The 26,948-nt window shown below is 71.8% G+C and carries 21 protein-coding genes and 1 pseudogene; 10 read left to right on the top strand and 12 right to left on the bottom strand.

Going from position 1 to position 26,948, the window contains the following annotated elements; translation table 11 throughout:
- Nucleotides 1-202: 202 nt before the first annotated feature.
- On the top strand, nt 203-1,111 hold the full coding sequence (locus ABT070_RS30395) for a helix-turn-helix transcriptional regulator (protein ID WP_351765181.1): 909 nt from the start codon (nt 203-205) through the stop codon (nt 1,109-1,111).
- A 174-nt stretch (nt 1,112-1,285) separates the two neighbouring features.
- Here the strand turns inward: ABT070_RS30395 and infA are convergent, their stop codons facing one another.
- Together infA and ABT070_RS30385 are read right to left on the bottom strand one after the other, a co-directional pair.
- Entirely contained in the window at nt 1,286-1,510 is a 225-nt protein-coding gene (infA, locus tag ABT070_RS30390) for a translation initiation factor IF-1 (RefSeq protein ID WP_351765180.1), read from the bottom strand.
- The gene (locus tag ABT070_RS30385) at nt 1,507-2,298 is read right to left on the bottom strand and encodes a GNAT family N-acetyltransferase (protein ID WP_351765179.1); all 792 of its coding nucleotides are present in this window, start codon (nt 2,296-2,298) and stop codon (nt 1,507-1,509) included. The genes infA and ABT070_RS30385 overlap by 4 nt, the downstream gene beginning before the upstream one ends.
- A 692-nt stretch (nt 2,299-2,990) precedes the next feature.
- Here ABT070_RS30385 and ABT070_RS30380 point away from each other — a divergent pair.
- Complete coding sequence (locus ABT070_RS30380) at nt 2,991-3,236, top strand: hypothetical protein (RefSeq protein WP_327186726.1); 246 nt, start codon at nt 2,991-2,993, stop codon at nt 3,234-3,236.
- A 144-nt stretch (nt 3,237-3,380) separates the two neighbouring features.
- Here ABT070_RS30380 and ABT070_RS30375 read toward each other — a convergent pair whose 3' ends face one another.
- From ABT070_RS30375 to ABT070_RS30355, 5 genes and pseudogenes are all read right to left on the bottom strand, one after another.
- Nucleotides 3,381-3,965: a DinB family protein gene (locus tag ABT070_RS30375; RefSeq protein ID WP_351765178.1), complete on the bottom strand. Its 585-nt coding sequence runs from the start codon at nt 3,963-3,965 to the stop codon at nt 3,381-3,383.
- Between the two features lie 189 nt (nt 3,966-4,154).
- Nucleotides 4,155-5,006 (bottom strand): maleylpyruvate isomerase family mycothiol-dependent enzyme, encoded by an 852-nt coding sequence (locus ABT070_RS30370; protein WP_351765177.1) that lies wholly within the window; start codon nt 5,004-5,006, stop codon nt 4,155-4,157.
- A gap of 78 nt (nt 5,007-5,084) precedes the next feature.
- A pseudogene (locus tag ABT070_RS30365) lies at nt 5,085-5,270 on the bottom strand (IS630 family transposase); the annotation flags it as partial.
- A gap of 64 nt (nt 5,271-5,334) precedes the next feature.
- A complete protein-coding gene (locus ABT070_RS30360; protein ID WP_351765175.1) occupies nt 5,335-5,625 on the bottom strand; it encodes a hypothetical protein in 291 nt (96 codons plus the stop codon).
- A 281-nt stretch (nt 5,626-5,906) separates the two neighbouring features.
- Nucleotides 5,907-6,284 carry a hypothetical protein gene (locus tag ABT070_RS30355; RefSeq protein ID WP_351765173.1) on the bottom strand — a complete coding sequence of 126 codons (378 nt, stop codon included), beginning with the start codon at nt 6,282-6,284 and terminating at the stop codon, nt 5,907-5,909.
- A gap of 706 nt (nt 6,285-6,990) precedes the next feature.
- On the opposite strand from ABT070_RS30355, the gene ABT070_RS30350 reads away from it, so the two are divergent.
- The gene (locus ABT070_RS30350) at nt 6,991-7,944 is read left to right on the top strand and encodes an alpha/beta hydrolase fold domain-containing protein (RefSeq protein WP_351765171.1); all 954 of its coding nucleotides are present in this window, start codon (nt 6,991-6,993) and stop codon (nt 7,942-7,944) included.
- 346 nt (nt 7,945-8,290) lie between these two features.
- On the opposite strand, the gene ABT070_RS30340 is transcribed toward ABT070_RS30350, so the two are convergent.
- Entirely contained in the window at nt 8,291-8,884 is a 594-nt protein-coding gene (locus ABT070_RS30340) for a VOC family protein (RefSeq protein WP_351765169.1), read from the bottom strand.
- 348 nt (nt 8,885-9,232) lie between these two features.
- Here ABT070_RS30340 and ABT070_RS30335 point away from each other — a divergent pair, with 348 nt between their 5' ends.
- Nucleotides 9,233-10,411 carry a S1 family peptidase gene (locus ABT070_RS30335; RefSeq protein ID WP_351765167.1) on the top strand — a complete coding sequence of 393 codons (1,179 nt, stop codon included), beginning with the start codon at nt 9,233-9,235 and terminating at the stop codon, nt 10,409-10,411.
- A 231-nt stretch (nt 10,412-10,642) separates the two neighbouring features.
- Nucleotides 10,643-15,802 (top strand): hypothetical protein, encoded by a 5,160-nt coding sequence (locus tag ABT070_RS30330; RefSeq protein ID WP_351765166.1) that lies wholly within the window; start codon nt 10,643-10,645, stop codon nt 15,800-15,802.
- A 20-nt stretch (nt 15,803-15,822) separates the two neighbouring features.
- Here the strand turns inward: ABT070_RS30330 and ABT070_RS30325 are convergent, their stop codons facing one another.
- Nucleotides 15,823-17,475, bottom strand: coding sequence for a sigma-70 family RNA polymerase sigma factor (locus tag ABT070_RS30325; protein WP_351765164.1), 1,653 nt, complete (start codon nt 17,473-17,475; stop codon nt 15,823-15,825).
- 315 nt (nt 17,476-17,790) lie between these two features.
- On the opposite strand from ABT070_RS30325, the gene ABT070_RS30320 reads away from it, so the two are divergent.
- Together ABT070_RS30320 and ABT070_RS30315 are read left to right on the top strand one after the other, a co-directional pair.
- Nucleotides 17,791-18,198: a hypothetical protein gene (locus ABT070_RS30320; protein WP_351765163.1), complete on the top strand. Its 408-nt coding sequence runs from the start codon at nt 17,791-17,793 to the stop codon at nt 18,196-18,198.
- A gap of 153 nt (nt 18,199-18,351) precedes the next feature.
- Complete coding sequence (locus ABT070_RS30315; RefSeq protein WP_351765161.1) at nt 18,352-19,542, top strand: MFS transporter; 1,191 nt, start codon at nt 18,352-18,354, stop codon at nt 19,540-19,542.
- A gap of 462 nt (nt 19,543-20,004) precedes the next feature.
- Here ABT070_RS30315 and ABT070_RS30310 read toward each other — a convergent pair whose 3' ends face one another.
- Nucleotides 20,005-21,627 carry an MFS transporter gene (locus ABT070_RS30310; protein ID WP_351765297.1) on the bottom strand — a complete coding sequence of 541 codons (1,623 nt, stop codon included), beginning with the start codon at nt 21,625-21,627 and terminating at the stop codon, nt 20,005-20,007.
- A gap of 156 nt (nt 21,628-21,783) precedes the next feature.
- Nucleotides 21,784-22,197, bottom strand: a complete 414-nt coding sequence (locus ABT070_RS30305; RefSeq protein WP_351765159.1) for a hypothetical protein — start codon at nt 22,195-22,197, stop codon at nt 21,784-21,786.
- A gap of 190 nt (nt 22,198-22,387) precedes the next feature.
- Between ABT070_RS30305 and ABT070_RS30300 the strand changes: the two genes are divergently transcribed.
- The 3 genes from ABT070_RS30300 (at nt 22,388) to ABT070_RS30290 (ending at nt 25,530) form a co-directional block, all read left to right on the top strand.
- Nucleotides 22,388-23,335, top strand: coding sequence for a hypothetical protein (locus ABT070_RS30300; RefSeq protein ID WP_351765157.1), 948 nt, complete (start codon nt 22,388-22,390; stop codon nt 23,333-23,335).
- Between the two features lie 124 nt (nt 23,336-23,459).
- Complete coding sequence (locus tag ABT070_RS30295; RefSeq protein ID WP_351765156.1) at nt 23,460-24,938, top strand: glutamate-cysteine ligase family protein; 1,479 nt, start codon at nt 23,460-23,462, stop codon at nt 24,936-24,938.
- 94 nt (nt 24,939-25,032) lie between these two features.
- Nucleotides 25,033-25,530, top strand: a complete 498-nt coding sequence (locus ABT070_RS30290; protein WP_351765154.1) for a peptidylprolyl isomerase — start codon at nt 25,033-25,035, stop codon at nt 25,528-25,530.
- 111 nt (nt 25,531-25,641) lie between these two features.
- Here ABT070_RS30290 and ABT070_RS30285 read toward each other — a convergent pair whose 3' ends face one another.
- On the bottom strand, nt 25,642-26,940 hold the full coding sequence (locus ABT070_RS30285; protein WP_351765153.1) for a cytochrome P450: 1,299 nt from the start codon (nt 26,938-26,940) through the stop codon (nt 25,642-25,644).
- Nucleotides 26,941-26,948 lie beyond the last annotated feature (8 nt).

Raw genomic sequence — 26,948 nt, 5'->3', positions numbered from 1 at the left:
GGGTGCGTCCCATCAATTGGATGAGCCCGCCGGCCCGCGAATTTCATGATCAGTTCGAGGCGTTCGATGCAGTGGACCCGCCATCCAGGCAACCACCCGTCGGCCCACCGTGGAGGCCCGTAGGGGTGTCCCTCCTTCCGGGGGTCCGGCAGTACCCCTTTCACGACCTGGGGGAACCACGGGTCCGCCGTACGGTGGACCCATGGACCGCAGCACCGAGATCCGCGAGTTCCTGCGCACGCGCCGGGCGCGGATCACTCCCGAGCAGGCCGGTCTGGCTCCCCCTACCGGGGCCCGCCGGGTGCCGGGGCTGCGCCGCGAGGAAGTCGCCCAGTTGGCGGGGGTCAGCTTCGACTACTACGTCCGCCTGGAACGAGGCCGCACCCAAGGCGTCTCCGAGACCGTCCTGGACGCCGTCGCCCGCGCCCTGCAACTGGACGACACCGAACGCGCCCACCTCTTCGACCTCGCCCAACCCACCCGGACACGAGCCCGCCGTCCACGGCCACCGGCCCCGCAGAAGGTCCGGCCGGCCGTGTACCGGGCCCTGGACTCACTCGGCGTCCCCGCCGTGGTGCAGGGCCGTCGCATGGACGTCCTGGCGGCCAACGATCTGGGCTACGCCCTCATCGCCGACTTCCGGTCCCGCCCCCACCGGGAGCGCAACGCGGCCCGCTTCGTCTTCCTCGACGACGCCGCCCGCAGCCTCTACACCGACTGGGAGCAGGTCGCCGGCGATTGCGTGGCCACCCTGCGCCTGGATGCCGGACGCCGTCCCGACGATCCCCGGCTCACGGAGCTGATCGGCGAGCTGTCCCTGAACAGCGACACCTTCCGGCGCCTGTGGGCAACCCACGACGTGCTCGCCCACACCAACGGCACGAAACGCCTCCACCACCCGCTCGTCGGCGACCTCACCCTCGAATACGTGGTCCTCGCCGTCGAAGGCGACCCGGACCAGACCCTCATCCTCTACACCCCCGAACCCGCTTCCCCTTCCGCGGAAGCCATCGCCCTCCTCGCCGGCTGGACGAACGCCAGCCCTGCCGAATCCCACGCCGCCGCCCAAGAGGGGCACGGGAGACCCTGGCGCGACTCCTCGCCCACGTGAGCAGCAGTTTTGCGCCGCAGGAGGCCCGGGGAAGAAATCCCAAGCCCATGGCCCACCAGGCGCCGGCCGAAGCGGTGGCCGCCGCGGCCGTGGGAGCTGTCAACGGGGCCCCGGTCACGGAAACGCCGTGACCGGGGCCCCAGGATCAGCCTCCGCGGAGGACGCCGACCGCCGTCAGTTCCGGTACCGGAACACGATCCGGCCGCGCGTCAGGTCGTACGGCGGGAGTTCCACCAGTACCCGGTCCTCCAGCATGATCTTGATGTAGTTCTTGCGGATCTTCCCGCTGATGTGCGCGAGCACATGGTGGCCGTTCTCGAGCTCCACGGTGAACATGGCGCTGCGCAGGCACTCGACGACCTTGCCCTCGACTTCGATGACGTTCCTGTTCTTCGTCATCGCACCAGTTCCAGGTTGCTGCTCATCGGCCGGGCGCCGATGCCCTCGAACAGCGCCGAGGCTGCTTGGTTGGACTCGTGGACTTCCGTCGAGGCCGCGGCGAACCCGGAGCGGTGCAGCGTCCCCAGCGCGTGGGCCAGCAGCGCCCGCGCGATGCCGCGGCGCTGCTCGCCGGCCCGGACCGCGACCAGCCCGATGCGCGGCCGATTCGCCGTCACCACCCGGATCAGACCCAGGTAGCGGTCCTGTGCCGCGGCCACCGCGTACTTCGACGGGTCGACGACGGTGTCGCCTTCGGGGCGGCGAATCACCTCCGCGGGCATCGACTGCCACCCGACGGCCGCCTCGACTTCGTCACGGATCGCGCGGTCCACCGCCCGCAGCAGACTCTCGTCCGCCCGGCCGGCGGGCACGATCGTCACGCCCGAAGGCGGCAGGACTGCTTCGAGCCCTGTGACCCGCGGGTCGGTCGGCACGACGTACTCCCACTCGCGGCGCCGGATCGTGAACCCGGCCCGCCGCCAGCCGGCCGTCAACTCGACGTCGGCTTCGTCGACCACCGTGTACAGCGGCGACGGCAGTTCCGCCAGCATCGCCTCGGCGAGCCGGTCGAAGGCGGCGTCGTGCCAGGCGTCGATGCTGACGAACAAGCGTCCGTCGGGCCGGTGCTCCGCATGCCCGCGGCCGACCACCAGGTCGTCGTCCAGTGCATGCCATTGCCTGTCCGCGACGCGCGTGATCATCACCGCGTTCTCGCTCAGGCCAGAGGTGAAGGGCTTTGTGTTCATCGGAGTCTCTCTTCCAGGAGTGCCTAGATCTCAGGCGCTCCTGGCGACACCGAACGTCAGCCGCCGGACCGTGACGGATCGAGGGAGCACCCACGGGTAACTGCGTTCACGGGGCTCACCTCCATACGACGATTTCACGGTCCGCCACGAAAATAGCAGTGGGGCACCGCCTCGCTCAAATCATTTCCGGTGAGCTCGTCACACCTCCACAAGAGCGCCGTCGTGACGGCCCGCCCCTTCGCCCGGGCCATCGCGGCCGCGGACGACAAGCCACCGCCCGAAATGTCCGGGCAGCAGCACTCACGAATACTGCCAAAATTGCAAATGCGATAATTTCCAACAATGAAGGAACCCTTCCGGTTGCGGGTTCCCTGTCATCCACAAAAAGCGTCGAGCTTGCCTTCACGCGGAACTGATCACCCACGGGTTGCGTAATTCCCCCAGCCGAAGGTGACGAGATACGCGGGACGTGAGCCGGCCATGGGGAGGGCTCTCCGCCCCCTCCGAGTTCCGCTCCGTCCGAGATGCGGATGGCCCAGCGTCTGACGCCCGCGTGGAGGAGTGCGAATGCGGAAGGTCTCAAGAGGAGCGAGGCTGGCGGCATGGGTTCCGTGACGCCCGTGGTCTCGCACCCGCCGGACGAGGACACGGACGGCAGGCGGAGGAGTCCGATTACGGCAAGGGAGACAACCATGACTGTCCGTACCTACGTCTCGACGACCGTGCGGAGCGACCGAGTCGACGAGGTGCTCCACGCACTGGAGGAAATGGATCCCGACGCGATCGTGTCATCCGTCAACCGCCCGGACGCCCCCGACGTCCCCGCCGGCGTATCGGTATCCCTGGCGGGCGATGTCCGTGAGGCAGTGAAGAACCAGCTCGATGTGATTCCCGATCTTGAGTGCGAGATCGACGTTCGGGACACAGAGGATCTGTGAGCAGAACCGGCCGCCAGGAAGAATCAGCGGGTATCCGCGACGGGCTCACAGCAGCGGGCGTCGTGTGCACGTCGGCCGGCGCGCAGTCGGAGCTCCAGCACGTGCAGCTTGCTGCCCTTCTGCGAGAGAGGCTCTGAGCCACCGCTAAGCCTTGATCTGTACGGCCGACCTGGCGGCCTGCTCGATCTTCGCGCAGTAGGCCGCACGGGCTTCCTCGTCGATCCGCGACTCGTGTTCGGCGCGCACCCCGGTCCGGCCGTCGAGGCCCTCGCGCAGGATGTCGGCGTGCCCGGTATGCCGGATGGATTCGCCGAGGACATGGACCATGACGGCGAACAGGTTCGTGTTGGGGCGAGGCTCCGGCCACCACGGCACGTGGCCGGGGGCGTCGAGGGGCAGCTCGTCGATCGTCGCGTCCGAGTGTTCCCACGTGCGCCGGTAGAACCCGATGATCTGATCGCGGGTCTCGTCCTCGGTCGCCCACAGATCGTTGCCGTCGTAGTCCTGCCACCGGGGCAGCGGTTCCGGGGAAGGTCGGTCGAAGACCTCGCCGAAGTACCTGGCCTCGACGGTGGCCACGTGTTTGACCAGGCCGAGGAGGTTGGTCCCGGTCGCTGTCAAAGGCCGACGGGCGTCGTACTCGGACAAGCCGTCGAGTTTCCAGAGCAGCGCCTTGCGGTCCCGCCGCAGTCTCCCGTGCAGGTTGCCCTTCGCGAATTCATCGATCATGCGGCATGAGCCTGCCATGGGCTGACCATGGCCTCAAGATCCCGTACGTGGTCCGCAACGAGTTCCGCGGGCGACGGGAGAATTTCATTTCGAGGCTACTGAACTTGAGTGCGCGATGTCGGCCTGCCGTCTACGAGAGCTGCCGACACCAGGGCGAGGGACCTCGACGGGCAACGTGCGTCGCGTCCATCAGTAGACGATGGACACGATCTGGCAGGCGGCTTCGGCAATCTGGCGGTCTCCGCTGATGCGGGCCCGGGCGAGGGCGGTGCCAGGATCGATGCCGCGGGTGCAGAGTCGCCAGGCGGTCTCCGGGTCCAGACGCACTGATGCGGTGGGCCGGCCGCCGGGTGCTTCGGCCAGTGACCAGCGGTCCGCGGTGGCGGTCACGGTCCAGGTGCCGAAGGCCGGCTCATCGATGACCACCTGCAGTTGTGTCCCGGCGGGTGCGGGCGTGTCACGCAGGGTGTGGGGCAAGGCCCTCATGAAGGTGTCCAGGACCGTGGACAGAGCGTGGGGCTCCGGATCGGTGTCGCGGCCGGTGGCACGGCGGAGCTGCTGACGGTGGGTCCAGTACTCGGTGAACTCCCGGGCGACATCGAGCCACTTGGGCGCCGGGTCGGCCCCTGCCCAGGACACTCCCAGACCTGTTGTGTCGAGGTCGTCACCCTCGAATTGACGGGCGACCTGGGTCCCGGCCAGTTCCAGGGCCTCGATGATCTCGGCTGGGCTGTGATCGGCGTGGAGGTCGATCCACTCCTGGTTGGCCCGGTGGATGAACGCTTCCAGCGTCTCCCCGAAGGCCATGGCGCGCTGGTGGCTCTCCGCGCTCCAGCCGAGGCGACCGTGGTAGTCGCCGAGGATGTGGACGGCAAGATCGTGCACGGTCCAGCCCGGGACCGCGGTCCTGCTCCAATCCTTGCGCCGCAGACCGCGTAGCAGGTCGAGGAGCGATGCCAGCTCTGGCCCGAACAGCGGGCGAGCGTCAATCGGCTTGCCCAGCCAGGAAGGGCCGGATACGCCGTTGGGCTGGAGACTCATGGGCAAAGCCTGGCAGTCGGCAGGCCGGGTCTGCCATCGAATACCCACGCACCTCACGGACAGGAGCGGGCATGTCGGTCAGCCACCCATCATCAGGCCGCTGCCGGCCAGCCGGCCGTCGACCAGATCGGGCCGGTACTGGATCTGGTTGAGCCTGCGCTTCACGGCCCGGGTGGTCCGGGCGAGGTCAACTGCGGCGAGGTTGCAGAGGTCGCGTTCGACCAGCGACCGAACGCCCACCTGAGGGTTCAAGTCGGGTGCATGGGCGGCAGCCCACCGCAGGCACGTGCCTCGGTTCGACCGCGAGACCGTCCAGCCGACCGGTGTGTCACTGAAGGAAGTCGCTTCGAGCCGGTTCCTGCCGCTGCTGGTACTGCTCGTTCCAAAGGTCGGCGAGCTCGCCGAGCGCGCTGTTGAGGCGGCCGAGTTCCCACAGCAGGTAGACGCTTGCTCCGGCGAACGGTATCCACTCGCCCCAATGGAGAATGAGAACAACCGGCATATACAGCAGGCCAGCCAGGACAAGGAACTTGACGACGATCTCAGCCGCGTACGTCTGCTTGCGTTCGACGCTGACATGCTCTCCACGGCCGTGGATCCATTGCAGTCGTGATCTCATGACTCCCCCTCGGACTCTGAGTGAGCATCATGCCGTCCGCCGCTGTGCGGGTGCCAGTGTGCGATCAGGGCGGGTCAGACGCGAGCTGCGCGCTGATGGTGTGCGTCCAGTGCGTCAAGGCAGGCGCCAAGGCGGCCCTGCGGCCGGCCGGAATCGGCGCGCCCGTCCCCCACACCATCTGCCGTCGGTCCCCAACGCCTCCGTCACCTGCGACCAGCTACGGAAGTGTCCGTGCTGGTCGCAGTTGCGGGCCGGTCGGAAGGCGGGCGGTGAGCCGTCGGTCAGTGGCCGTAGGGCGGGTGGTTTCCGCGTGGCCGATTGAACCAGTTCCTCGCACTGTCCTGGTTCAGCAGGACGGCGATGCTGATCGCGCCGACGAGGGCCAAGCCTCCGCCTCCGGTTCCGTTGGCGAGGCCGCCCAGCGAGAACACGATCTGCACGCCCGCCAACACGACCGACGTGGTCCGTAGGCCGCTGCCCGCCTTGTGATAGCTGAACGCCATGAAGAACAGCACCCAACCCATCAGGTTCGTGGCGAGGAGCCGGCCCCCGGTCTCTGCACCGGAACCGAAGCCCAACAGCAGCACGACCAACATGGTCAACCCCGCCATGGCCCAGATGACCACCTGAGCAGCCCGCACGCTGCCCGGCATGGTCATCGGCGGCATGGGCGCGTAGGCGTACGGGGCGCCGTACGGACCGGGAGCCCCGGCTCCTCCCGCCATGCCGTGAGGAGCCGGACCGCCGTACGCCCCCGGGGTGCCGTGGGTGGGCGGCGCAGGGTAGGCCTGGGGCGGAGTTCCCGGTGGCGGTCCGAACTGACCGCCCTGGGCTCCGAGCTGACCGCCCTGGGGTCCGAGCTGACCGCCCTGGGGTCCGACGTCACCGCCTTGTTGCCCAGCGGGCTGACCATAGGGATTTTGCGGGGCCGGATACTCATTCGACATGCCCATGATCATATCTGGGCAAAGAGAGGACGGCCGCTTCAGGACCATCGCCCCGACCGGCTGCTGCACCATGCCGCGCGTGCATCATCCTCAACCGCCAGGGCACGCGCGCCCGCCCCACCCCGAAGCCGAACAGCTGACCCGTGACGTCGCCGACCGCCCGCCTCTCCTGGCACCCTTACGCCCGCCGGAGTGTGGCGCAGACGACAGACCGAAAACCTAGTATCCACTAGGCATTAGGGTCCATCATCACTTCACGTGGGCCGGCGCGCGGCACAGAACACACCCGCGGACCCCGCGGACCCCGCGTGCCGGGTGCTGCGCCTGAGCCGATGCAGGATCGGCTCACTCGGCGCGGTGCCCTGCCGGACGTGGTATTTCGCGCCCCACCGAAGGAACCGGACGGAGCCCCACCCGGATGACTAAGACCCAGCGCCTCGACAGCGGTGAGACACACACCGACGATTGGTCCGGCCCGGCTCGCTCTCTGCCGCCGGTCGAACCCGTGGTGCGCCCGGACGGCAGCCGCCACTACGCCGGTGTGACCTACGCGGTCGCGTTCGGGTACCGGCCACTGCAGTTGGACCTCTGGGTGCCGGACGGCGCCGAACGCCCGCCGCTGGTCGTATGGATCCACGGCGGGGGCTGGATGTTCGGCGATCGGCGCGTCCTGCCGGAGACGCTGCGCCCCCACCAGATCTTCGACGAACTGCTCGCCGCCGGCCTCGCCGTCGCGTCGATCGACTACCGGCACGCGCTGGAGGCGTCCTTCCCGGCCCAGTTGCATGACGCGAAGGCGGCCGTCCGGTATCTGCGGTCGTACGCCGACGAGTTGGGGATCGGAACATCGCGCGTGGCTGTCGCGGGCGAATCCGCGGGCGGCCATCTCGCCGCCCTCGTCGGCCTGACCGCGCACCGTCCCGACCTGGAGGGCTCGCACGGTGTCGTCGGTCCGTCCAGCGCCGTCGACGCCGTTCTCAACTGGTACGGCCCATCCGACCTGTCCACCATGCCGCGCATGTCGGTGCCACAGGAGGTGCTCGCCAAGTTGCCGGAGGAACTGCGTACCGCGCCCGAGGACCAACTCCTGCGCGGGCTGGACGACCGGGGCCGGGCCGACGCCAGCCCGATCACGCACGTCACGCCGGACGCACCGCCGTTCCTGCTCGTGCACGGCACCGCCGACTGGATCGTGCCCTACGCGCAGAGCGAGGCACTCGCCGCCGCGCTCGCCGCGTCCGGGGTGTCGGTCCGGCTGGTGCCCGTGGACGGCGCCGAACACATCTTCCTCAAGTGCGCCGACGTGGACGCCGTCGTCCGCCTGTCGGTGGACCACCTCGCCGAAGCACTGCTGGACCCTCGGGCCGAGTAGAGCTTGTTCACATCGGTACGGAGCAGGGCAGGTCTGTCGCGGTGACAGGCGCACGCAGTGAGCGCCGGCGTCGGGAGAAAGGTGTCCCGGCCGCCATGCCGAACCGGTCGGCACTCGGCCGTCCGCACACGCCGGCCGGTACCGCCGGTCGGGAACACGCAGCCACCCGGGGTAGCGGCGGCGCCGTGCGGGAGCGGGCGGCGGCAGCGGGGCCACCCGCTCCACAGGTCGTCAGGGTCGAGATCGGCAAGCAGCGCCGACACCTGCCGCCCAAGATCGCCCAACGCAGGACCCGCAACCCAACTCGCCTGGTGGCGAGCACAGAACAGGCCGTGGAAGGCGGGAATCAACCCGTGACGTGGAACTCGTTTCCACCCGCGTCGAGGAACTCGCCGGATTCCCAGTCTCGCTGGGTCACCTCCAGCCGCAGCCTGTTGCGCCCCGCCTTCTGCGCCGCAGGCGGCCCCATCACCAGGGAGACCGTACTGGTGGGCCTCCGTCGCAGCCGGACGCCCCAGTTGTGGGACTCGACCGCGTGCCATACAGCCTGGGACTCCCAAAAAGCCCACTGCGCGTAGCGGTCCTCCTCGGCGACGTCGAGGCAGATCGCGACAAGGCCGGAGTCGGCGAGCACACCAGGGTGACCGGGACGCAGCACGCAGAACTCGTTGCCCTCGGGATCCGCCAGCACGTCCCACGGGACGTCCCCCTGGCCGATGTCGACCCGCGCCGCACCGAGTGCGAGCAGGCGCTCCACCTCGGCCTCCCAGTCCGGCCCCCCGGCCAGGTCGAGGTGGATCCGGTTCTTGAGTGCCGCCTTCGGCGTCGCGCTCGGCACGAACCGCAGCCGCAGTCCGCCCGTCCGGCCTCGCGTCGCGTCCAGCCAGAAGCGGTCCATGCGCGCCACATCCAGCGCGTCCATCACGATCCCCGTCAGCATCCCGTTCCCCAGTCGTCGAACCCGTTGCCTGCGCATCGTCGCCGCCGTTCCCCCACTCCGGTTGTCTAACACCGTGCTCCGGCAACCGGACAGCGATTTTCACGGCCGACGCGGCGGGCGCGCGAGGGCGCGGGCCTTGCTATTTAGGGTGCCGCCCGCGCCGTAGACGGACGAACGTCGCCTTGCAGTCGCTCGGCAGGCCCGCCCCAGTGCCTCTTCGGCGGCTGCCTGTCGTTGGCCTAGACCTGACAAGCGGACCGGGCTAGGCTCTGCCGCGCCACATCTGAGAGCGCTCTCACCCATCCGCTGTTCCACCCCCACTTCCTGGAACGACGAAGGGCAACTGTCATGAGACGCACAAGGTTCAAGCACGTCTGTCTGGCCGCGCTTCTGGCGCTGGCCGGGCTCGGTGGCGCGGGCACGCTGCCCGCGGCGGCGAGCGGGGACGGTGCCACGGCCTCCTCCCCGTCGGCCGCCGACGCCGCCCCCGCCTCCGCCGCGCTGCTCGACGCCATGCGGCAGCAGTTCGGGCTCAGCAAGGAGCAGGCGGTCGCGCGGCTCGAGGCCGAGCGGGACGCCACCGCGCTCGAGCCGAAGGCGCGGCGCACAGCGGGGGCGGCGTACGCGGGGTCCTGGTTCGACGCCGCCGACGGGCGCCTGACGGTGGCCGTCACCCCGCAGAGCACGCAGGCCACGCGCGCGGCCATCCGCGCCGAGGGAGCCGGTGTCAGGGTCGTCCGGCACAGCGCACGGGTACTGGACGCGGCGAAGTCCCGCCTCGACCGGCTCTCCGCCCCCTCCGCGGTGGGTGGTTGGCACGTCGACGCGGCGGCGAACACCGTGGTCGTCACGGTCGTCCGCGGCAAGAGCGCCGACAACGATGTCCAGCGGTTCCTGAAGCAGGCCCGTGCCGCAGGGCCCGTCACCGTCGAGACGGTCGCCGCGGCTCCGCGCACCTTCGCGGCGGGCACGGTCGGCGGCGACCCCTACTACACGGGCAACGTCCGCTGCTCGATCGGTTTCTCGGTCTACGGCGGGTTCGTCACCGCCGGTCACTGCGGCCAGGCGGGTGCGGGTGTCCGGGGCTGGGACGGCTCGTACATCGGCAACTTCCAGGGCTCCTCGTTCCCCGACAACGACTACGCCTGGGTCAACGTGGGCAGCGGCTGGTGGACGGTGCCGGTCGTGCTCGGCTGGGGAACGGTCTCCGACCAGTTGGTGCGCGGCTCGGCCGAGGCGCCGGTGGGCGCCTCCGTCTGCCGGTCCGGGTCGACCACGCACTGGCACTGCGGCACGGTGCTGGCGAAGAACGAGACCGTCAACTACAGCCAGGGGGCGGTGCACCAGATGACGAAGACGAGTGTCTGCGCCGAAGGGGGCGACTCGGGTGGCTCGTTCATCAGCGGCGATCAGGCACAGGGCGTCACCTCCGGCGGCTGGGGCAACTGCACCGGCGGCGGCGAGACATGGTTCCAGCCGGTGAACGAGATCCTCAGCCGCTACGGGCTCACCCTGCACACCTACTGATCGCGAAGGGCGACGTCCTGAGGGGTTCCGTGCTTCCGGTTCGCGTCCGGCGGGCGTCCGGCGGCGTCCGGTGACCGGAGCCCCTCCCGGGCCGTGCGGGCCGGGAGGGGACGCCGTGCCGGGGGTCGTCGCATCGATCGCGAGCCGGGTCCGACGACCGTCAGGCGTACGGTAGTTGAACACTTCGCGCGCTGCCTGTCCGGCCGTCGGGGCGTCCTTACGCTGACGCGCGTGCGAGAACAGCGGCAGGCGGGCGACGACCGTCACAGCAGTGCCCCCGAGCGGTCCCCACGGACGGCCCGGGCGGCCCGGGTGGCCGGTCGCAGCAGTGGCCACAACCCCCTGCTGGGGCTTCAGCAGACCGCGGGGAACGCGGCGACCGTCGCCGCGCTCAACGGGGCCGGTCCGTCCACCGCTCGCCGAAGGCCGCCTCAGGTACCGGACGTCATCGAGGAGGTGGGGGACGACTCGCTCGAACTCCCGGCGTATCTGCGGGACATGGAGGCGCCGGGGCTGTCCACGGCGTACGGGCTCACCGGCCACGAGTTCGTCACCACCACGTTGTCCGACGCCGTCGGGAGGCGCGACGGCGTGGTCGCGGAGATCGCCGCGGAGCTCGCCGGGCGGCCCGAGTCCTTCTTCGGGCGCGGCCGGGCCTTCGCCGTCACCGGGGTGCGGGGTACGGACCGTTACGACGTCACGGTGAGCGTCTCGCCCGCCGACGACGACCGTCCCGGGGTCTTCTCCGTCGCGGGTCCGGACAGCGAGGGCGCGGCCACCAAGATCGACGTCCAGCACAACACGGCCGCCACCGCCGCGCAGAGTACGAGCGGGTCCGCGTCGAAGGGCGTGGCGTTCACCGGGTTCGGGCTGGCCCCGGTCGCACCCGGCGTCTGGGTCGGCGGGGCGGCCACCGTCAATGCCCAGCCCTTCCAGTCGTCGCGGGACTCCCGCACCCAGCGGAACACTGCGGAGCCGCGGGTGCTCCGCAGTGACAAGGGGTCGGTCGAGGTGCCGCGCCGGGTCCGCTACAACGTGCGCATCATGAAGGACGGCGAGCGCACGGCCCGCAACGCCGGTGGGTCCGGCGGACTGACGATGCGGGTGCCGGTGGAGCATCTGGTGCCGACGGCCGCCGGGCCGGTGCCCCGTCCGCGTCCGGTGACCGCCGAGACCGCCCGGGCCGTGTCACTGGCCGACTCCATGGCCCCGCTGGCCGTTTCGGACCGGGCCGCGCCGCACCAGGGCGGCGGCGGACTCTTCGACGCGGTCGCCTCGGCGCTGCATCCGTCCCTGACCTGGCCCGGCGCTCCCGGCCGGGCCAGGCTGTACGAGGCCACCGCCACCGCGACCGTGCTGGAGGACATGCCCCGGCTGCTGCGCGACGGGGTCGTCGGCGAGGACCTGACCAGCAGGGACGGCAGCACCACGGGCACCTACCGGATGCGGGCGGCGATCACCGAGCTGGCCCCCGGGTGGAGCACCGGCAAGACGCAGCTGCGCACCCATCAGCAGGCGCAGCACGCGGTGACGGACACCGCGGGCAAGGGCCGGGGCGGTGCCTTCGGCGCAGGTCCGGCGGCGGGGTTCGGCGTGCTCGGCAACGCGGCCGCCGTCCGCGGCACCGTCATGCCCGTCGCCGGGGCGCGCAAGGCGCGGTTCAGCGTGGCCGAACAGAATGTGTCCAGCCGGCAGGGGGCGGAGGTCCGCGGCGAGAAGGTGCTGTATCTGGGCACCGTGCTGTTCACCGTCGAGGGCACCGGTCCCACCTCGCCCCTGACCCGGGCGCGGGGCGGCGGCCGTACCGCGCACCACACGATGCGCGTCTGGGTCTCGCTGCGGGCCGACGAGGCGCAGGAACTGGGGTTGCCCCTGCCCGAGGGGGTGACGGCCGGGGCGTTCATCAAGCGTCCGGAGCGTGCGGGGGCGGACGTCAAGGGCAAGGGGAAGGCCACGGCGACCGGGCAGGACCTGGCGGAGGGCGACGAGCGGACGGCCGAGGACGGGGCCGCCGAGGCCGACGTACGGCATCTGCCGTTCGGCGCGATGGGCTCCAGCGTGGCGATCAGCAAACTGGACACCGCGCCGATGATGCGGGCCGTGACGCGGCTGTTCGCCACCGATGCGCGGCTCGCCGGGTATCTTCCCGCCTTCGGGGAAGAGGAGCAGCCGCGTGATCTCAGCCCCGAGGACGCCGAGGTCCAGCGGCGCAACTACCGCGAGCTGGTGACCGTGCTGTCGGAGACCAACCTGCGGGTCAACAAGGACCAGTTGCTGTCCGCGGGCGTGCGGGTGCGGCTGCGCCGCAAGTCCCGTTTCCACGCGCACGATGTGCAGTTGAAGGTCACCGGTTCGCTGCGGGAGACCGGTCACCTCGGCGAGACCAAGGACTGGCTCGTCCGCAGCCACGCGGGCGTGACGAGCAACCTCCAGAGCGGGCGCGCGAGTTCACGCACGGTCGGCGGGATGGCACTCGGCCAGTTCCGGCTGATCCCCGGCGCGCTGACCCTGTCGGCGCGTGCCGAGAAGGGCCGTACGACGACCCGGCGCGGGCTGGCCGGGCCGACCCTGCGCACCGACGTCCTCACCAACGGTTCCGAGGACGCGAGCGTGTTCGGCGGGGCGTTGAGCCTGAACGTCGACGTGACCATGACGTCCCGGCAGCGCAAGGCGGCTCGGGCGCTGACTCCCGGCGCACCGGGCCGGGACGCGCCCGACGCCGAGCGGATCGGGACGCTCCCCCTCGACGCGCAGGACGTGCGTCTGCTCACCCCGACCGCGTTCACCCTGGACGGCGATGCCAAGCGGCACCTGGACGAGGAGAGCGCCGCCCGCCGGGCGGGTCATCGTGATACGCGGACGGAGTTCGCGGCGGCGGGCATCGGTGACCTGGCCGGTCTGGCGTCGCGGCAGCTGGGCGGCAGGCGGGGTGTGCGGGACTGGACGCTGGTGGAGACCGTGGGCGACGGGCAGCCGGTGCGGGACCTGGCCTTCGAGCTGCTGGCTCGGGCCGCCGCCCGCAACAAGGAGGCGCGGGAGGACCGGGCGCTGCAGACGGAGGGGCTCGCGCCGCGACTCGCGATCGAGGACCGGTTCAGCCCGCAGGCGGTGACGGCGGCGCTGCGACAGGCCGTCTCGGCCGGGTGGGTGGTGCAGAACCTGCGGCACGCGCGGCGGCTGGCCGGGCTGACCGGCGCGGTCGGCACGCGGTTCGCGCTGACCGGTGGGCGGGTCGTGCATCAGGGCACGGGGGCGGGGACCGAGACCTTCGTGCTGGGCGGACATCAGGTCACCGGGCAGGAGGGCACGAGTCACAACGTCTCGGTGCAGGGCGGCCTGACGGGCGCGGAGAACGGCGCCGAGTGGCGTCTCGCCGAGGGGGTGGCGGCCGGCCGGACCCTGGGCAGCGGTGACACGACGGCGTCCACGCTGGTGGGCACCGTCGAACGCAACGCGCACACCTCCCGCAAGAGCCCGCTCTATCTGGTGCAGTGCGATCTGGTGGTGCGCATGGTCGCCGAGGTCGCGGTGACGGGCGGCGGCCCGTACGTCGCGCGCGGTGGCCGTACGGTGCCGGGGGCGGTCGCGGTGTGGCTGACCGAGCGTCAGCTGCGGGCGGCGGGACTGAAGGTACCGGGCGAGAAGAGGCGCGAGGACGCGGCCTCGGGTTCGGGCACGACGTCGGCGGGGACGTCCGAGGAGTCCGGGAAATCCGGGAAATCCGGCAAGTCCTCGCGCCCGGCCGGGACGGTACGGGCCGGCACGGAGGCGGAGACGTCGGCGGCCTCGACGTCGGCTCCGGGCGATGCCCCGAAGAGCGCGCCGCTGGTGCCCCCGGCCCCGGTTCCCGCCCTGGCCGAGTCGCTTCCGCTCGGCTTCGGCATGATCGAGGACCTGCCCGACTTCGTGCCGCTGCTGGAAGCGGTCCGGGGCCGCCTCGGCGCGTCCCTCGCCGACGACCTGCTGCCGCGCACCCGTCTGACGGACCGCAACGACAACGTGCAGCGGCTGCTGCGGGTGCTCGACCGGGACGGCTCGGCGGGCCTGTTGTCGAGCGCGATGGACGGCGGGGTGGGCGTCGAGCTGCTCGACGGGCGCAAACGGCCCTACCGGGCGCTGTTCCGCATCCGCAGGACCGGGCCGGGCAGTTATGTCGAGACCGCGTCGGACGGCCGGGACATGGAGTACATCACCTCCGCCGCCGCCCAGCGGGCCACCGCTCACGACGAGAGCGACAGCCGGGGCGTCGAGGCGGTCGTGGCCGGTTCGGGGAAACCCGACGGGGGCGCGGGCCAGTTGAAGAGCGTCGGCGCGGCCGCGGGACTGGGTCTCGGCGCGAGCGACTCGCGCCGCTCCGTGGGTGTCGGGCGTGCCCAGCTGGGCGTGAAGACCGTCGCCGAGGCGGCCTCCGCCCCGTCGGCCCGGATGAACGTGCCGATCGAGGCGACCCTGGAGGTGTTCTCCGGCAACCGCCGGGTGGCCCTCGCGCCGTTGAAGGGCCTGAGCCTGACCCACCGGGTCCTGGCCGCGGATCTGCGTGCGCTGTCGCAGATCGCCCCGGTACCGCCCCAGCAGGTCGGTGTGCACGCGGTGGCCGCCGACGACGCGGGTGCCGACCGGCTCGGCCCCTGGCGTGACTCCGGAGTGCGGCTGCCGATGGAGGCCCAGGTCAACGGGTTCCGGGGGACGCCCAGGGTGCAGCAGGCGGTCGACGACGCGGTGCGGCGGGCAGGCGGCGGCGCGCGGTTCAGGACCGGCGGCGAGGCGGCCTATCACCTGCTGCGCGAGGCCGTCTCCACGGAGTGGCTGATCGCGGCGCTGCCGCTGCTGACCGCCGCGGGGGTCGACCTTCCGCCGGTGCACGCGACGGGCGCGTCGGGTCAGGACCTGCGCGCCTCGCTGCACGCCAGGCTGCGGGCCGGCCGGGTGCTGGGCGTGGGCGACAAGATGACCTTCGAGACCGTCGCGCAGAGCGGACTGGACGCGCCGCGTCCGTCGGGCACGGACGGCCAGCAGGCCGACGAGCACGGCAGGTCGGCGCGCGGACTGCTGGGCGCGGGGGTGCTGAACGCGGACGAGTTCCGGCTGAACCAGCTCCTCGGCACCGTGGACGGCTCCGGCAGCGGCACGGCGACCGCCGCCAACGCCGCCGGGTCGCTGCCGCTGCACAAGCCCAAGTCCGAGTCGGTACTGGTGCAGTTCACGCTGGACGTGCGGGCGGTGGCGGAGGTGAGCGACCGGGTGCGTTCGGGCCGCCGCGGGACGGCCGTGCAGGAGGTCACCCTGCCGGAGCCGGTGGTCGTCCGGATGCCCGCGCCCGCGGTGCGGCGCCTGCTGGCCGACGCGACGAACGCGGGACTCCTGCGGGATCCGGGAGGCCACCTGGCCTGACGCGCAGGCCGGTGCGCGGGTCAGAGCTTGGCGCCGAAGTTCTGTGTCCACCACGGGCCGCCGGCGCCGTCGTGGATCCCCACGCCGATGTTCTTGAAGGAGCAGTTCAGGATGTTGGCCCGGTGGCCTTCGCTGTTCATCCACGACGTCATCACCGAGGACGCCGTCTGCTGCCCCTTGGCTATGTTCTCGCCGTACGTGGACCAGCGGTACCCGGCTGCCGTGATGCGCTGGCCGGGGTCGGCGCCGTCGGGGTTGGTGTGGTCGAAGAAGTCGCGGGCGGCCATGTCGTCGGAGTGGCCCTGTGCGGCGTCGTGCAGCAGGCCGTCCTGGGTGAGGGGGCCGCAGCCGGCCGTCGCCCGCTCCTTGTTGACCAGGGCGATCACCTGGGTCTCGAGATCGGACGAACCCGCCTGCGCGGTCGGCGTCTTGGAGGCGGTCCGCTTCGGCTCGGTCGACTTCGCCGGGGCCGCGGCGACCACGGTCCTGCTGGGGCGGGGAGTCGGCGAGGCGCTCGCGCTCGCGCTCGGCGACTTCGACGCGGACGCCGTCGGGGAAGGGGACGGGGACGGCGAGCCGCTGCGGGCGCTGTCCGGCGTGGGACGGTCCGAGGCGAGGGCGTCGTTCGCGGGCTGTACGGCGGTGCTCTCCCCCGTCCCGCCGTCCGGCTGCGTGCCGAAGTAGTAGAAGCCGCCGCCGGCCACGCAGGCGGCCACGACCGCGCCGCCCACCGCCCGTCGGCGGGTGCGCCGCCTGCGGCGGGCGTCGCTGCGGGAGGTGGTGCGGTCCTTCGTGGCACGGCGGTTCACCGGCGGGAGGGACCCGCCCAGGTCCTCTCCCCCGGCGAGCGGGGACGCCGAACCGGCCATGGCGACGGTGTCGGTGGCCTGGTTCGTCCTCGCCAGGAGCGCGGACGACGCCGCGACCAGCGCCAGGCCGGCCAGCAGGCCCTCGGCGGGCATCAGTCCGCTCCACAGGCCCGAGCAGTGGGCGCAGCCGCGTGCGTGCCGGGCGGTGCGTTTGCGCCACAGCGCCGAGGGCCGGCCGTCCCAGCCCGCGAGAGCGCCGCGCAGTTCCGGGCACTGCGGCCGCGAGTCCAGGGCCCGCACGACGACACGGGCCGCCTCCAGTTGTGCCTTCATCCGCTGTACGCGGACCGCGGTGTGCTCGGGCGACAGGTCGAGTGCCGCGGCGATCTCGGCCCGGGTCAGTTCGCCGGCGCACTCCAGCCACCACAGGGACAGCAGTCCCCGGTCGTCGGGCTCCAGCCAGCGCGTCGCGCGCGCGGTCTCCTGCCGCTGGCCGGAGAGCTGGAGTTGCACGATCGTCAGGTCGACGAAGTCGGCGCCCGGATCGGCGACGTCGTCAACCTCCTCCAGGGCGCCCCGGGCGGGCTGCTGCCGGTTCCAGTGCGCCCGGACCTGGTTCATCGCGATGGCCACCAGCCAGGAGCGGAAGCTCGCGGGATCCCGCAGCGTGCCCAGCGAGTCGAGGGCGCGCAGCATGGTGTCCTGTACGACGTCGTCGACGTCCACCGATCCGTTCAACGCCCGGCCCACGATGTTGTAGACGAGCGGAAGGTACGCGCCGACGAGCGCGTCCTGGGCCGCCTGGTCGCCCGCTCGGGCAGCGGTGACCAGCGCCACCGCCTCCACCGTGTGCCGTGTACTCATTGAGACTTCCCTGTCCTCGTCGCCGAACGGTGCTGTCCGTCATATGGGGGATCTCCGCGGTCCCACCGGATAACAGTTCTTCGGAATTTCGTGCGAGGAGAGACTCACCGCTGCGGTGCCATGAGTGCAATGGGAGCCGTCACATCCGGCGCGGCGCCTCGGCCGCGGCGTCACGTCCCGAGAGCGCGCGACGGGTCGTCGCCGCCTTCGTCGAAGGGGTGTCGGCCCGCTGACCTCGACGACTACGGTGGCCCGGCCGGCCCGCCGTGTCCCACGCCCCCGGCGACCGACGCCCGCACGGCACAAGGAATCCCTATGACTCGTATGCCTGTTACCGCCGTATATGCCCGCATGCTGCTCGTCGCCCTGGGCCTGTCGGGCATCGCCTGCTCGATACGACTGGCCGTGGCAGCCGCCGTCTTCGAGTCCGGCGCTCTGGGCGCACCGGTCGTCGGGATGCTGCTGCTCGCGGCGACGGGGTGCGCGGGGCTCGCCGTGGCGTCGCTGGTCATCTCGGCGAGGTTCGCCGGCGGCGGCGGTGCGGTGCGCGGGGGCGCGGTCGCCGTCGGCTGGGTGATCGTCCTGGGCGGCTCGGTCGCGGCCCTGGCCCAGCACTTCGCCTGGAGCGCCGGCGCCGCGCTGGGCGCCGTGCTGGTGGCTCTCTCCAGCGGTGGGGCGACCAGGGAGTGGTTCGGGCGCGCGCGGCTATCGCCGGTGGACTGACGCTTCACTTCGCCACCGCCCCCGTCGCCCGCGTCGCCCGCGTCGCCCGCCGGCTGCGGGAACGGCGGGGCGGCCGGGACGGCGGCGGCGACTCGCGGGATGTCGGGCACGTCGGGCCTCGGCGCGGCCCCGCGCGGGGTTACTGTCCCCGGCATGGACCGTGATCACCGAGGATGGCTCCCCTGTCTGCTCGGCGGAGCCGTCTTCGCCGTGTGCATGGCCGGCACCACGCTGCCGACTCCCCTCTACGGCCTCTACCAGGAGAAGTTCGGCTTCTCCGAGCTGACGGTCACCGTCGTGTACGCGGTCTACGCCTTCGGAGTCATCGGTGTGCTGCTGCTGGCGGGCAACGCCTCGGACACCGTGGGCAGACGTCCGGTGCTGATGGCGGGCCTGGGATGCGCGGCGGCGAGCGCCGTGTGTTTCCTGGCCGCCACCGGGCTGGGCTGGCTGTACGCGGGGCGGCTGTTGTCGGGGCTGTCCGCCGGGCTGTTCACCGGGGCCGCGACGGCGTACGTGATGGACCTGGCGCCGCCCGGCGGCGCCTCGCGGGCCACGTTCGTCGCGACGGCCGCCAACATGGGCGGGCTGGGCTGCGGTCCGCTGCTCGCCGGAGTGCTCGCGCAGTACGCCGATCGGCCGCTGTACCTGCCGTTCGCCGTGCATCTCGTCCTGGTGGCCTGCTCGGTCGCCGTCGTGGCGTGGCTCCCGGAGACCGTGCGGCACCGGGCACCGCTGAGCACCGTACGGCCGCAGCGGCCCGGCCTCCCCCCGGAGGTGCGGACGGTGTTCGCGCCGGCGGCGATCGCCTCGTTCGTGGGGTTCGCGCTGTTCGGCGTGTTCACGTCGGTCAGTCCGGCGTTCCTCGCCGACTCCCTCGATGTGCGCAACCACGCCGTGAGCGGTCTCATCGTCGCGCTGGCCTTCTTCGCCTCGACCGCCGGGCAGTTGGTCGTCGGCCGGGTCGGTGTCGGGCGGTCGCTGCCGGTGGGCTGCGCCGCGCTCCTGGCCGGGCTGGCGCTGCTCGCGGGCGCGTTGCGGTGGGAGTCGCTGCCGTTGGTGGTGCTGAGCGCGATCGTCGGCGGGATGGGGCAGGGGCTGGCGTTCCGCGGGGCGCTGTCCGCGGTGGCCGGGGCGTCTCCCGAGGACCGGCGCGCGGCGGTGATCTCGACGCTCTTCGTGGTGGCCTACGCGGGCATCTCGGTGCCGGTGATCGGCGTCGGCGTGCTGGTGGGTCCGCTCGGCCTGGAGGGTGCCGGGCTGGTGTTCATCGCGTGCATGGCCGTCCTCGTCTCGGCGGCGGGGGCCTATCTGCTCCGGCGGCCCGTACGGGTGGGCACGTGACGCCACGGCCCGCACGGGTGGGCACGTGAACGCCCGAGCCGCCGGACGCCGGCATCGCGCACCGGGGTCCGGCACCGGGCTCGCGGCACCGGTCCCACGGGAACGGGCTCGGGCTCGGTCTCACGGGATCGGGCGACGCGCGCACACGCTTGGCCGCGTCCGTACGGGTGGGGTCGGTCCGGGGGCGAAGCGACACGGGGCCGACCGGCGTTGTGCAGAACCCATCCGTCATCACCGGAAAGGCCCCTCGATGCGACGTACCGCCCTCCTCGCCTTCTGCGCCCTGCTCAGCGCCGCGGCCGTGGGATTCTTCACCACCAGCGCCGTTCGCAGCCGCTGAGACCCGGAAGCCGGGAAAGCCCTCGGGTCTTCCCGGCTTCCGCCCAACGCCCGACGCCCGTCGTCCGTCACCCGACGGCCATTGCCCGTGAGCTATCGGCCGTCAGCCATCCGCCGTCGTCGTCAGGGGGACCGGTCAGGGGTGTGGGAGCGGTCGTCCGAGGGCTCGTCGGTCCGTTCCGTGCCGCTGGTGCCGCCGGGGTGCCGGAGCGCGCACAGGTAGCCGATGCCCAGAGCGATCGCCATCCCGTAGAACACCCACTGGTTGGCCTCGGCGAAGTCCATCCGGATCGCGGCCATCGAGTCCTGCACCGTCCGCGCGACCGGGCCGCTGCCGCTGAGCTGCCGGTCGTCGGCGTTGCCGGTGATCGCCTCGGCGACGTTCCTCGCCGCGCCCTCCGCGGCCCCGGACGGCACGCCACGCGACTGGAGCGTGTCGGTGACGTTGTCGGTCATGCGGTGGGTCAGCAGGGTGCCGAAGAGCGCCAGGCCCACGCTCGCGGCGTAGTTGCGGATCGTCTGCGTGATGCCGGTGACCTCACCGTAGGAGGCGTCGATCGACCGGTTCACCGCGTCGGTGGAGGCGGGCGCGAGGATGAAGCCGATACCGGCGCCCGCGAGGGCCGCGTAGGGCCACTGGTCGTGCATGGACAGATCGGTCAGCTTCCCCGCCCACAGCGCGAAGCCCACCGCTCCGACCACACAACCGATCTTCATGGCCGGCCGCGCGCCTCGTTTGTCCAGGATCCGCCCGCCCCACTGCGAGGCGAGCGCGAAGCCCACGAAGAAGTACAGCAGGTACAGGGCCGCCTGGTTGGGCGAGGCGCTCAGGGACACCTGCGCGTAGACGGAGGCGAAGAAGAACAGCGGGACGAACGCGAACATGGCGAAGAACAGCACGAGTCCGTCGGCCACGAAGGCGCGGTCCCGGAAGACCGCGAGCTTGACCAACGGGTGGGCCGTGCGCAGTTCGTAGCGGCAGAACAGCCACAGCACCGCCAGACCGCCCACGATGCAGACCCAGGTGAGCACGCTGTCCCAGCCCCAGGCCGACGCCTGCTGGAAGCCGAGCACGCTCACGCCCATGCCGACCGCGATCAGTACCGCGCCCCGCACGTCCAGGGGCTCGTCACGGCGGCGATCGGACACATGGGCGAGGGCGGTCAGGATCAACGCGACGACGGCCACGGGCACGTTGACCCAGAAGATCGCCCGCCAGGTCCACTCGGTGAGCCAGCCGCCGAGGAGCGGCCCGAGGGCGGTCAGGGCGCCGGTGACACCGAAGAACAGGGCCAGGGCGCGACCGCGTCGCTCCACCGGGAAGACCGCCACGACCACCGCGAGCGCCGCGGGGAAGAGCAGGGCCGCGCCGAGCCCTTGAGTCGACCGGAAGACGATGAGCCAGGTCAGTGCGAAGTCGCCGCTGGGCACGCAGCCGCACAGGACCGACGAGACGACGAACACCAGGGTGCCCGCCACGACGACGCGGCGGGGTCCGAGCAGGTCCGCCAGGCGTCCGCCGAGGGCGAAGAACGCGGCCAACGACAGCAGATAGGCGTTGACGATCCACTGCATCCCGGAGGCGGACAGGCCGAGTTCGCTGACGATGTCCGGGGCGGCGATCGACACGATCGTCTGGTCGATGAACGTCATCGCCACCGCGAACATCATGGCCGCGAGCGCCACCGACTGCGAAGGCCGGCGCGGGCCCTCCTGCGCACTCCCCGACCGCTTTTTGGTGTACATGCCAGTCACGCCCTCAGTCTGAACCCGCTCCTCTGACGACGCATCCTGTGCACCCGGGCGACCGACGGAGGCGGTCTCCGTACCGCTGCCGGGGCGCCCGCAGCTCCGGGGGCGGCCCCGCTGCTCCGCGGCGCCCGCCGCTCCGGGGGCGGCCCGCTACTCCGGCTGAGTCACCGTCAGCGACCACCGGACGCCGTCCGCCGAGGCGTCGACTCCCACGGTGAAGGACCCCGGTCGCACGACGCCGGCGGCCATGGTCACCGCGCCCACCCCGGCGGTTCCGGCCGGACAGTCGACCGAGAAGGCGGCGACCTCGGCCTCCTGCCGCATCGTCACCCGCACGCTGCCACCGCCCTCGCACGCCACCGTGAGGACGGTCGGCAGGCCCTCCCAGGCGCCCCCCGACGCGACCCCGCCGTCGCCCGTCCACTCCGGCACCCACACCAGGCCGTCCGGACCGGGGTGCGGCAGCAGGGGGTCCCCGGCCGCGGCGGCGGGCACGGCGCCGGCGCCCGTCAGGGCAGAGGCGGCCAGCACCGTCATGACCAGGGCTTTTCTCGCTCGGTTCATGTTCGCTCCTCCGTGAGATGTCATGAACCCCACACTCTGCCGGGGTGATCGCCCCCGGACCTGAGTACGCGTACTCAGGAGCGATCAGGTTGGCCGGAACCCAGCCCCCACCGACCCGCCTCCCGCCTCCCGCCTCCCGCCTCCCTCCGCCGGGATGCGCGGGAGCCGGGCCGGGTGGACTCTGACGATCATGGCGCGAAAGGGTGTACGACCCGCTCGGCCCGCGCGAGCCGCCGCGGGGCACGACGTGGAGCGGGTGCTCGACGAGCTCTACGCGACACCGCCGTCCGGCTTCGTGGCCCGCCGTGAGCAGCTGGCCGCCGAAGCCGAGCGCGACGGGCGCGGGGACGATGCCCGTCGGATCCATGGCGCCCGGCGCCCCACGCTCGCGGCCTGGGCGGCGAACCTGCTGCTGCGCTCGCAGCCACGGGAGAGCGGGCGGTTCCTGGAGCTCGGGCGGGCGCTGCGCGAGGCGTACCGGACCCTGGACGCCGACGGGGTCAAGGAGCTGTCCGAGCAGCGCCGGAGCGTCGTCTCCGCGCTCGCCCGACAGGCCGCCCAGCTGGCTCGTGAGGCCGGGCACCGGTTGTCGGGCGCGGCTCAGCAGGACGTCGAAACCACCCTGCGCGCCGTGCTGGCCGACGAGGACGCGGCGGAGCAGTGGGCCGCCGGCCGCCTGGTGAGCGCCCTCACCCCGCCGTCCGGCTTTCCGTCCGTCGACGCCACGGCGGCCGGCCCCGCGCGCCGGGCGGCCCGGCCGGCGTCCCCGCCGCCGGAATCGCGTCCCCGGGCGAAGGACGAACTCGCCGAGCGGCGCCGCCGGCGGAAGCAGGAGCTCGGCCGGGCCCGCAGGTCGGCCGAGGCCGCCGATCACCGGCTGCGGGAGCTGAGCGCCGGACAGGCCGACGCCGACGCGTCGCTGCGGCGGGCCCGCGACCGGCACGAGCGGGCCCGTGCGCACGAGTCCGCGGCGCAGGAGCGGCTGCGCGCGGCGCAGCAGGAGCTCCGGCGCGCCGAGCGGGAGCGCGAGGAGGCCGAGGAACGGCTGCGGACCGCCGCCGAGGCGGTGGACCGGGCCGAGCGGGCGGCCCGGGACGCCGCACAGGAGGTGGCCCGGCTGACCGAACCGATCACATAGACCCCCGGGGTGTCGGGTCGCCCGGCGGCCGCGCCGCGGGCCGCGCCGCCCGCATGGTGAGGGGCGTCCGGTGGTGCGACGCTGGAGGTGAGGGCGTCCGACCCAGGACAAGCCTGGAGGACCGATGGGACGTGATGTCCCGGCGCTGGTCTTCACCCGCGAGGACCGCCGCCGGTACCGGATCAAGATGCAGGAGTGCCTCGACGTGTTCGCGCAGATGCTGCGCGAGTCGCGGTTCGAGTCCGAGCGGCCCCAGGTGGGTCTCGAGATCGAGCTGAACCTGGTCGACGACGAGGCCGAGCCGACGATGCGCAACAACGACGTGCTCGACGCGATCGCGGATCCTGCCTGGGCCACCGAGCTCGGCCGCTTCAACCTCGAGATCAACGTGCCGCCGCGCCGTCTGACGCAGGGCGGCCCCGACGCCTGGGAAGCCGAGATCCGTGCCGCGCTCAACCACGCCGAGCAGCGTGCCCGGACGGTCGGCACGCATCTGATCATGATTGGCATTCTCCCGACGCTGCGGCAGGACGACGTCGGGGAGTCGGCGCTGTCGGAGAACGCCCGCTACCGGCTGCTCAACGATCAGGTGTTCGCCGCGCGGGGCGAGGACCTGCACATCGAGCTGGACGGTGTGGACCGGCTGCGGACCTACGCGGACACGATCACCCCGGAGGCCGCGTGCACCAGTACGCAGTTCCATCTCCAGGTCTCCCCCGACGAGTTCGCCGCCTACTGGAACGCGGCGCAGGCGGTCGCCGGCGTGCAGGTGGCGCTGGCGGCCAACTCACCGTTCCTGTTCGGGAAGGAGTTGTGGCACGAGACCCGCATCCCGCTGTTCGAGCAGGCGACCGACACCCGCCCGCAGGAGATCAAGGTGCAGGGCGTACGGCCCCGGGTCTGGTTCGGCGAGCGGTGGATCACCAGCGTCTTCGATCTCTTCGAGGAGAACCTGCGCTACTTCCCCGCGCTGCTGCCCCTGTGCGAGGAGCAGGATCCGCGCGAGACGCTGGCCGGAGGGGACGTTCCGGAACTGGGTGAGCTGACCCTGCACAACGGCACCATCTACCGGTGGAACCGCCCGGTCTACGCCGTCGCCCACGACCAGCCGCACGTGAGGGTGGAGAACCGCTGTCTGCCGGCCGGACCGACCGTCGCCGACACCCTCGCCAACGGCGCCTTCTACTACGGGCTCACCCGGGCCCTGGTGGAGGACGAGCGGCCGGTGTGGTCACGGATGTCCTTCCGGGCCGCCGAGGACAATCTGCACACGGCGGCGCGGGACGGCATCGACGCCCGGCTGTACTGGCCCGGCATGGGAGAGGCGCCGGTGGCCGAGCTCGTCCTGCGTCGCCTGCTGCCGCTGGCCCACCGGGGACTGGAGCTCTCCGGGATGGACGCGGCATGGCGGGAGCCGCTGCTCGGGATCATCGAGCAGCGGTGTGTCACGGGCCGTAACGGCGCCGTCTGGCAGAAGGAGATGTTCCATCGCATCACCGCCTCCGCCCAGGCCGGGCGCCATGAGGCACTGCGGCGGATGACGCAGCTCTACATCGACTACATGCACCTCAACGCCCCTGCCCACACCTGGCCTGTCGACTGAGCGGAGCCCTCCGCGACCGTCCCGGACGGCGAGTGTGAGGGCCGACACGACCCCTCGATTCGGCAGCGCTCGCGAGACCGTGCAGGATGTAACCATGACCATCAAGATCTACTTCGACATCACCATCGACGACAAGCCCGCCGGGCGGATCAACTTCAACCTGTTCGACGACGTCGTCCCCAAGACGGCGGAGAACTTCCGCGCGCTGGCCACCGGCGAGAAGGGCTTCGGCTTCGCCGGCTCCTCCTTCCACCGGGTCATCCCCGAGTTCATGCTCCAGGGCGGTGACTTCACCCGCGGCGACGGCACGGGCGGCAAGAGCATCTACGGCGAGAAGTTCGCCGACGAGAACTTCACGCTCAAGCACGACCGTCCCGGCCTGCTCTCCATGGCCAACGCGGGCCGCAACACCAACGGCTCGCAGTTCTTCGTCACCACGGTCGTCACCGGTTGGCTCGACGGCAAGCACGTGGTGTTCGGCGAGGTCGCCGACGAGGACAGCATGGCCCTCGTCAAGAAGATCGAGTCCTACGGCTCGGGCAGCGGCAAGACCTCGGCGAAGATCACCATCGCGTCGTCCGGCCAGCTCTGACCGGTACATCGAGCGCCCGCCGGCCGGGGGTCCTCCCCCGGCCGGCGGCGCGAGCGCCGTCGTACCGGGCGCGGACACCCGAGCGCGAAGGCACGGGCGCGCTTGACGTGATCAGGCCAGGGTCACCTCTACCGGCAGCTTCTTGATGCCGTTGACGAAGTTGGACCGCACGCGCGGGACCTCCCCGGCCAGCCGGATGCCGGCGAGACGCGGGATCAGCTCCTCGAACATGATGCGGATCTCGGTGCGGGCCAGCAGGTTGCCCAGGCACAGGTGCGGGCTGCCCTTGCCGAAGGTGACGTGGTCGTTGTTCCGCCGGCTGACGTCGAAGTCGTACGGGTTGCCGAAGACCTCCTCGTCGCGGTTGCCGGACGCGAACCACATGACGACCTTGTCCCCCTCCTTGACGCGCTTGCCGCCCAGTTCCACGTCCCGGGTCGCCGTGCGGCGGAAGTGGTAGACGGGCGACGCCCAGCGCAGGAACTCCTCGACCGCGACCGGGATCAGCGACGGGTCCTGCTGGAGGCGGGCGAGCTGCTCCGGGTGCTGGAGCAGGGCCAGCATCGAGTGCGTGATGGTGTGCCGGGTCGTCTCGTTGCCCGCCACGACAAGGAGCAGGAAGTAGTTGTCGAAGTCCTGCCCGGAGAGCGGGACGCCGTCGCGCGGTGGGGTGTTGACCAGGCGCGAGACCAGGTCGGTGCCGTCCTCGCCGCGCCGCTGCCGGGCCAGTTCCCGGCCGTAGTCGAAGACCTCCAGCGAGGCGGGCGAGCGGAACGGCAGGTCACGGTACTGCTCGCTCTCCGCGCTGTGCAGCAGGACGTCCGCGTAGTCGGGGTCGGTGTTGCCGATGATGCGGTTGCCCCAGTCGATGAGCCGCTGGTTGTCCTCCGGCGGCACGTCGAGGAGCCGGGCGAGGACGTTGATGGGGAAGTCGGCGGAGACGTCGGCGACGAAGTCGAAGGTGCCCTTCGCGAGCGCCTTGTCCAGGGTGGTGGCGGTGAGGCCGCGCAGGAAGTCGGTGTAGCCGTTGATCACGCCCGCGCCGAACTGCCGCTGGATCAGGCTGCGCAGCGCCCGGTGACGCACTCCGTCGAGCTCCAGGATGGAGGCGCGTTTCTTGATCTGGTCGTCGTCCACCTCCTCCAGGTTGACGAACCGCGTCGAGGTGAAGGTCTCCGCGTCGCGGTCGACGCGGGCGATGTCCGCGTGCCGGGTCAGCGCCCAGAAGCCGCTGTTCGGCGCCTCTTCGGGCTGCCAGTGCACCGGGTCCTGGTGGCGCAGGGTGTGGAACATGCGCCAGGGCGTGACCCCGTCGGTGAAGTTGTCGAGGTCGGCGAGGTTCACCTCGTCCAGCGGCATGGGTGCCGGCACGGCTTCGCGCACGGAGGGGAGCGGGGCGGAAGTGGTCATGGTGTTCG

The sequence above is a fragment of the Streptomyces sp. NPDC002884 genome (assembly GCF_040295245.1).
Taxonomy (GTDB): Bacteria; Actinomycetota; Actinomycetes; order Streptomycetales; family Streptomycetaceae; genus Streptomyces.
This window is presented reverse-complemented; position numbering and strand designations above follow the sequence as displayed.

Bases quoted from the DNA above. Each gene is read 5' to 3' on its own strand.
- ABT070_RS30300 (WP_351765157.1), top strand. From the start codon at position 22,388: ATGGCGCGAAAGGGTGTACGACCCGCTCGGCCCGCGCGAGCCGCCGCG.
- ABT070_RS30360 (WP_351765175.1), bottom strand. From the start codon at position 5,625: ATGAGATCACGACTGCAATGGATCCACGGCCGTGGAGAGCATGTCAGC.
- ABT070_RS30315 (WP_351765161.1), top strand. From the start codon at position 18,352: ATGGACCGTGATCACCGAGGATGGCTCCCCTGTCTGCTCGGCGGAGCC.
- ABT070_RS30350 (WP_351765171.1), top strand. From the start codon at position 6,991: ATGACTAAGACCCAGCGCCTCGACAGCGGTGAGACACACACCGACGAT.
- ABT070_RS30385 (WP_351765179.1), bottom strand. From the start codon at position 2,298: ATGAACACAAAGCCCTTCACCTCTGGCCTGAGCGAGAACGCGGTGATG.
- infA (WP_351765180.1), bottom strand. From the start codon at position 1,510: ATGACGAAGAACAGGAACGTCATCGAAGTCGAGGGCAAGGTCGTCGAG.
- ABT070_RS30355 (WP_351765173.1), bottom strand. From the start codon at position 6,284: ATGACCATGCCGGGCAGCGTGCGGGCTGCTCAGGTGGTCATCTGGGCC.
- ABT070_RS30340 (WP_351765169.1), bottom strand. From the start codon at position 8,884: ATGCTGACGGGGATCGTGATGGACGCGCTGGATGTGGCGCGCATGGAC.
- ABT070_RS30325 (WP_351765164.1), bottom strand. From the start codon at position 17,475: ATGAGTACACGGCACACGGTGGAGGCGGTGGCGCTGGTCACCGCTGCC.
- ABT070_RS30370 (WP_351765177.1), bottom strand. From the start codon at position 5,006: ATGAGTCTCCAGCCCAACGGCGTATCCGGCCCTTCCTGGCTGGGCAAG.
- ABT070_RS30380 (WP_327186726.1), top strand. From the start codon at position 2,991: ATGACTGTCCGTACCTACGTCTCGACGACCGTGCGGAGCGACCGAGTC.
- ABT070_RS30320 (WP_351765163.1), top strand. From the start codon at position 17,791: ATGACTCGTATGCCTGTTACCGCCGTATATGCCCGCATGCTGCTCGTC.
- ABT070_RS30285 (WP_351765153.1), bottom strand. From the start codon at position 26,940: ATGACCACTTCCGCCCCGCTCCCCTCCGTGCGCGAAGCCGTGCCGGCA.
- ABT070_RS30295 (WP_351765156.1), top strand. From the start codon at position 23,460: ATGGGACGTGATGTCCCGGCGCTGGTCTTCACCCGCGAGGACCGCCGC.
- ABT070_RS30395 (WP_351765181.1), top strand. From the start codon at position 203: ATGGACCGCAGCACCGAGATCCGCGAGTTCCTGCGCACGCGCCGGGCG.
- ABT070_RS30310 (WP_351765297.1), bottom strand. From the start codon at position 21,627: ATGTACACCAAAAAGCGGTCGGGGAGTGCGCAGGAGGGCCCGCGCCGG.
- ABT070_RS30335 (WP_351765167.1), top strand. From the start codon at position 9,233: ATGAGACGCACAAGGTTCAAGCACGTCTGTCTGGCCGCGCTTCTGGCG.
- ABT070_RS30305 (WP_351765159.1), bottom strand. From the start codon at position 22,197: ATGAACCGAGCGAGAAAAGCCCTGGTCATGACGGTGCTGGCCGCCTCT.
- ABT070_RS30290 (WP_351765154.1), top strand. From the start codon at position 25,033: ATGACCATCAAGATCTACTTCGACATCACCATCGACGACAAGCCCGCC.
- ABT070_RS30375 (WP_351765178.1), bottom strand. From the start codon at position 3,965: ATGATCGATGAATTCGCGAAGGGCAACCTGCACGGGAGACTGCGGCGG.